This window comes from Bacteroides coprosuis, assembly GCF_020741705.1.
Classification (GTDB): Bacteria; Bacteroidota; Bacteroidia; order Bacteroidales; family Bacteroidaceae; genus Bacteroides_E; species Bacteroides_E coprosuis.
Genome location: NZ_DYYK01000068.1, coordinates 1 through 4,160 on the forward strand (window position 1 = coordinate 1; position 4,160 = coordinate 4,160).

Annotated in this window: 8 protein-coding genes; 6 read left to right on the forward strand and 2 right to left on the reverse strand. The window is 35.9% G+C overall.

What is annotated here, in order from left to right:
* Positions 1-443: protein-L-isoaspartate O-methyltransferase family protein (locus tag K8V80_RS03955; RefSeq protein ID WP_276775605.1), on the reverse strand; the 443-nt coding region annotated here is incomplete at its 3' end.
* Positions 444-758: 315 nt separating this feature from the next.
* On the opposite strand from K8V80_RS03955, the gene K8V80_RS03960 reads away from it, so the two are divergent.
* From K8V80_RS03960 to K8V80_RS03975, 4 genes are all read left to right on the forward strand, one after another.
* A complete protein-coding gene (locus K8V80_RS03960) occupies positions 759-1,052 on the forward strand; it encodes a GNAT family N-acetyltransferase (RefSeq protein WP_276775607.1) in 294 nt (97 codons plus the stop codon).
* Entirely contained in the window at positions 1,049-1,273 is a 225-nt protein-coding gene (locus K8V80_RS03965; protein WP_276775609.1) for a (4Fe-4S)-binding protein, read from the forward strand. The genes K8V80_RS03960 and K8V80_RS03965 overlap by 4 nt, the downstream gene beginning before the upstream one ends.
* Positions 1,274-1,677: 404 nt before the next feature.
* Positions 1,678-2,181, forward strand: coding sequence for a flavodoxin FldA (gene fldA / locus K8V80_RS03970; protein WP_276775611.1), 504 nt, complete (start codon positions 1,678-1,680; stop codon positions 2,179-2,181).
* Positions 2,182-2,216: 35 nt separating this feature from the next.
* Complete coding sequence (locus tag K8V80_RS03975; protein WP_276775613.1) at positions 2,217-2,594, forward strand: DUF2023 family protein; 378 nt, start codon at positions 2,217-2,219, stop codon at positions 2,592-2,594.
* A gap of 69 nt (positions 2,595-2,663) precedes the next feature.
* Here K8V80_RS03975 and K8V80_RS03980 read toward each other — a convergent pair whose 3' ends face one another.
* On the reverse strand, positions 2,664-2,876 hold the full coding sequence (locus K8V80_RS03980; RefSeq protein WP_006744836.1) for a hypothetical protein: 213 nt from the start codon (positions 2,874-2,876) through the stop codon (positions 2,664-2,666).
* Between the two features lie 255 nt (positions 2,877-3,131).
* Here K8V80_RS03980 and K8V80_RS03985 point away from each other — a divergent pair, with 255 nt between their 5' ends.
* Positions 3,132-3,494 (forward strand): DUF488 domain-containing protein, encoded by a 363-nt coding sequence (locus K8V80_RS03985; protein WP_276775615.1) that lies wholly within the window; start codon positions 3,132-3,134, stop codon positions 3,492-3,494.
* 5 nt (positions 3,495-3,499) lie between these two features.
* Positions 3,500-4,063: a pyridoxamine 5'-phosphate oxidase family protein gene (locus K8V80_RS03990; protein WP_276775617.1), complete on the forward strand. Its 564-nt coding sequence runs from the start codon at positions 3,500-3,502 to the stop codon at positions 4,061-4,063.
* Positions 4,064-4,160: the final 97 nt, after the last annotated feature.

Genomic DNA, 4,160 nt, shown 5'->3' on the forward strand with positions numbered 1-4,160 from the left:
TTATCAAAAGGTGCATACTGAGGTAGTCCCAGATATCCATCTCCAAAGAAGAGTTGAGGAGTATAATTAAGTTCTTGAAGTACACATTTTGCCCTGCTGTGCAAGTGCTCATACCGCTCAATACTAAAAACATCAGCTCCCAGTTCGCACAACACCGCTGTCTGATAACCCGATCCTGTGCCAATCTCTAATATTTTGTCGCCCTCTTGTACATCGAGTAGCATCGTTTGGTAAGCTACAGTAAAAGGTTGAGAAATCGTTTGCTCTTTTCCTATGGGTAGAGGTTTATCTTCATAAGCAGCTTCTTTATATCTATCTTCTACGAAATAATGACGAGGAATGTGCTGTAAAGCATTTAAAATTCGATCGTCTGTGATGCCTTTTAAGCGTATCCCTTGAATCAGTTTCTTAGCTTTTTCTACGTGAGGTGGAGTTAGATTCATCTTCTATTCTTTTAAGTTTTTAAATTAAAGTAAACATTGATGTTTTATTACTTAAATATATGATTATTAATAAATATACTCTTATCTTAGTATCATAAAATAGCAATTGGATTGAGAGGATATAAGTACTAGGGGAGATAGATAAAACAGTTTCATTACAAGTTGCTGTGAAGGCAATCTGTCAAAAATGGTATTTTAGGGAGAGTATTAAATCAGAATCTCATAATCTTTTTGCGAATTTGAAATGTTATTTAATTATAGAAATGAAAGTTGCACAACAAGTGAAGTATTATTTTAAACTAAAAAGATAAAATGATGGCTGAAAACAATTTCTCGAATAATGAAGCCTCCAAACGCTATGAATTGCTTGTGGAGGGGCAGATAGCTTATGCAGAGTACATTAAGACAAGCAAAGGTGTAGTTTATATTACTAAGACTCTTGTACCTATCGAGTTAGAAGGTAAAGGTGTAGCATCTAAATTAGTCAATTTAGTGTTGGAAGACATAAAGAAGAATGGACAAACTGTAGTTCCTCAATGTCCATTTGTAAAGAGATATATAGCTTTAAACCCTGAATGGGGATCACTTGTAGAAAATTTCATAAAATGAGCGATAAAAAGTACAGATACAACAACGGAGAGTTGACTATTGTGTGGCAACCTAGCCTGTGTAGTCATTCTGGGAAATGTGTAAAGACGCTACCACAAGTATATAACCCCGATGCAAAACCTTGGATAACAACGGGGGTTGCAACAACCGATGAGTTGATACGTCAAATCAATCTTTGCCCTTCTGGCGCATTATCTTATGAATGGAATGATAAAGAGTAATAGAATTGACAAAATGAAGCAGTAATAATTGTTTTAATAGCAAAAAGGTATAGGGTAGATTCTAAAATCCTGTACCTTTTTTTTGTTGTGAAATGATTACTTTTAAAAGATCAGGGTCATAATGATGACATGACACCGACATGATGATTACTTAACACCGATATAACAGCCTTTTGACCTAGATCTTTTAAATCTATGTTTTTTGCCTCGTTTTAGGAGTATTTTCAACTTGTCACTTTTTTATCCATCTTTCTATTAAAAAGTAAAAGTAAGCTGTGGCCTATTCCGATTGGTACTTAGCTTATCTAGGTAGATGAGTGCTTATAAATCACTAATATTGGGTATTGAATGGAGTCAATTGCTTCTTTATATTTGCAGTATACGAAAACCAAAAAATCGCAAATATGAAGAAGATAGGAATTTATTACGGCTCTACTACAGGCTCCACACAGCGTGTTGCCGAAAAAATAGGAGAAAAACTAAATGTAGCAGAGACCGACATTAAAGATATTGCAAAATTTTCAAGTGATGAATTTCAGAACTATGATGTTTTAATCTTAGGTACATCAACATGGGGTGAGGGGGATTTACAAGACGACTGGTATGATGCCCTCGATGAAATAAAAAACATGGACCTCTCGAGTAAGCAAGTTGCTCTGTTTGGTTGTGGAGATGGACTTTCGTACCCCGATTCATTTTGTGGTGCTATGGGTACTCTCCACGATAGTTTAGGTGGAACAGGATGCACATTTATAGGGTCAGTAGCGACTGATGGGTATGATTTCAGTGACTCTCAATCCCTTGTTGATGGTTCTTTTGTAGGTTTGCCACTCGATGAAGATAATGAAGATAACCAAACAGACTCTCGCATAGAAGCTTGGGTGGAAGAACTTCAAAATCAGATGTAGTTAATTTATTTCATTTTATCTTTTTACTTAGTGCTATGCATCAATCCATATTATATACGCCGCCAGCAGAAATTAGAATATTCTTAAATCATGTCTACGAATACAAGAAGGGGGTGCGTAGGATGGTGCTTTATACCTTAAGCAAAGAATATGAGCCTTTTGTCAAACAGCGCTTAGAAGGGCAAGGTATTTCTTACTTTATCCAAGAAGTGAGTTCTACAAAGATAAATCTATTTTTTGGTCATGCTCTCTGCATGGAAGCAGTCAAACGTGTTGTTACGGTGCCACTAAATGAGTTGAGTCCAGAACAAGATTTCATTTTAGGTGCACTTTTAGGTTATGATCTTTGCCAGCAATGTGAAAGGTTTTGTTCAAAGAAGGAGGAGCATACCTCCATTCTAGCTGTATATTAAGGTTTTATATCGTTGTTTAAAGTTTGAAGGAGAGGGAGATGTCTTTTGTCATCTCCCTTTTTATTTGGCTTATTTTTTAGAGCGCATATTAAACACAATGGTATTGAGTAGCATAATGGCAGAGCCTAGTAAAAAAAATGAAGTAGCTTTAGGAGCTGAATGAAAGGACAGATAGAAAAACTGAAGATCTGCCTTGTCAATGTATTTGGCAACAATCATCATGATAAAATACAAAAAGAAGATTTGCCCTACGCAAAGGAAAAAGAGTGTTTTATTTGACATAATTTGTGTTCGTTTGTGATAGTGAGCTCTAAAATACTTGATAAAATAGGATTAAAGAAATATTGGGAACTTAATATTGATTGAATTTCACTCATCTCTTATTTCCTTTTCAAACAAACTTTAGATTTAGGGACTATTGGGCGTATGGGAATTAGGATCAATAGTTTTTAAAACTCAGTTGTACATTAATAGATTGAATACTATCTATTTTGAAGTTTTGAACGTATATTTACTCTAAATCAAAACTTTACAAGGATGAAGATACAGATAAAGAGAGTGTATGATGAACCTAGTGAATCGGATGGATTGAGAGTTTTAGTAGATAAATTTTGGCCTAGAGGGGTAAAGAAAATAGATTTACCTTATGATATCTGGGCTAAAGGAATAGTTCCAAGTGATGTTCTTCGTCAAACTTTTCATAAAGATATACCCACGAGATTTGACGAATTTGCTAAGCAATATGCACAAGAGCTGAGAAAATCTGAAGGTTTTCACTCATTTATCCAAGACTTGAAAACTAGGAATACTGATACTCTCACTTTACTTTATGCTTCAAGATTTCCAAAAACCAATCATGCCCTTGTGTTACAGAAAGAAATAGAGAGGGTTTTAAAATAGAAGATATGCGTAGAAAAGATAGACAGATGGATGCGGCATTTGGTCTGCAAATAATAGATAAAGCAGCCTATGCTGTGGTTTCTGTGGTGGATGAATTAGGTTGTCCTTACTCAATTCCCATATCACCTGTTCGGATAGGGGATGTAATCTACTTTCATTCGGCTCAGGGAGGAAGAAAGGTAGAACTTTTCACTGAGGGTAAACCGATGTGTATGGTGTTTGTAGGAGATGTACAAGTTCCCGAACTTTATTCTGAGGAAGAACTTAAAGTGATGGAGCATGATGAATTAAGAGCCACCGAACTTACTCGCCGTGTTTTTACAACAGAATATGAGTCTGCCATAGTGAAGGGAAAGATTCTTAAAGTACAAGATGAAGAGGAAAGAGCTAAAGCATTCAGAGCCATCTGTATGAAGTACTGTCCTTCAAAAGAGCGATTGATAGATTCGGCTATACGAGCAGGCGGAGGGAGAGCCTTTATATATGCGGTAGGGATAGATGAACTCACAGCTAAACGGAAAAAGTATGACGCATCGGGTGAAGAGATAAAGTCTAGAGATAAAGTCTAGATATAAAATGAGAGAGGTTTGAAATGCTGTATATTCCAAACCTCTCTTCTTACACTACGAGAATACTAATACACTAATGATTATGGAGCGCTCTCCA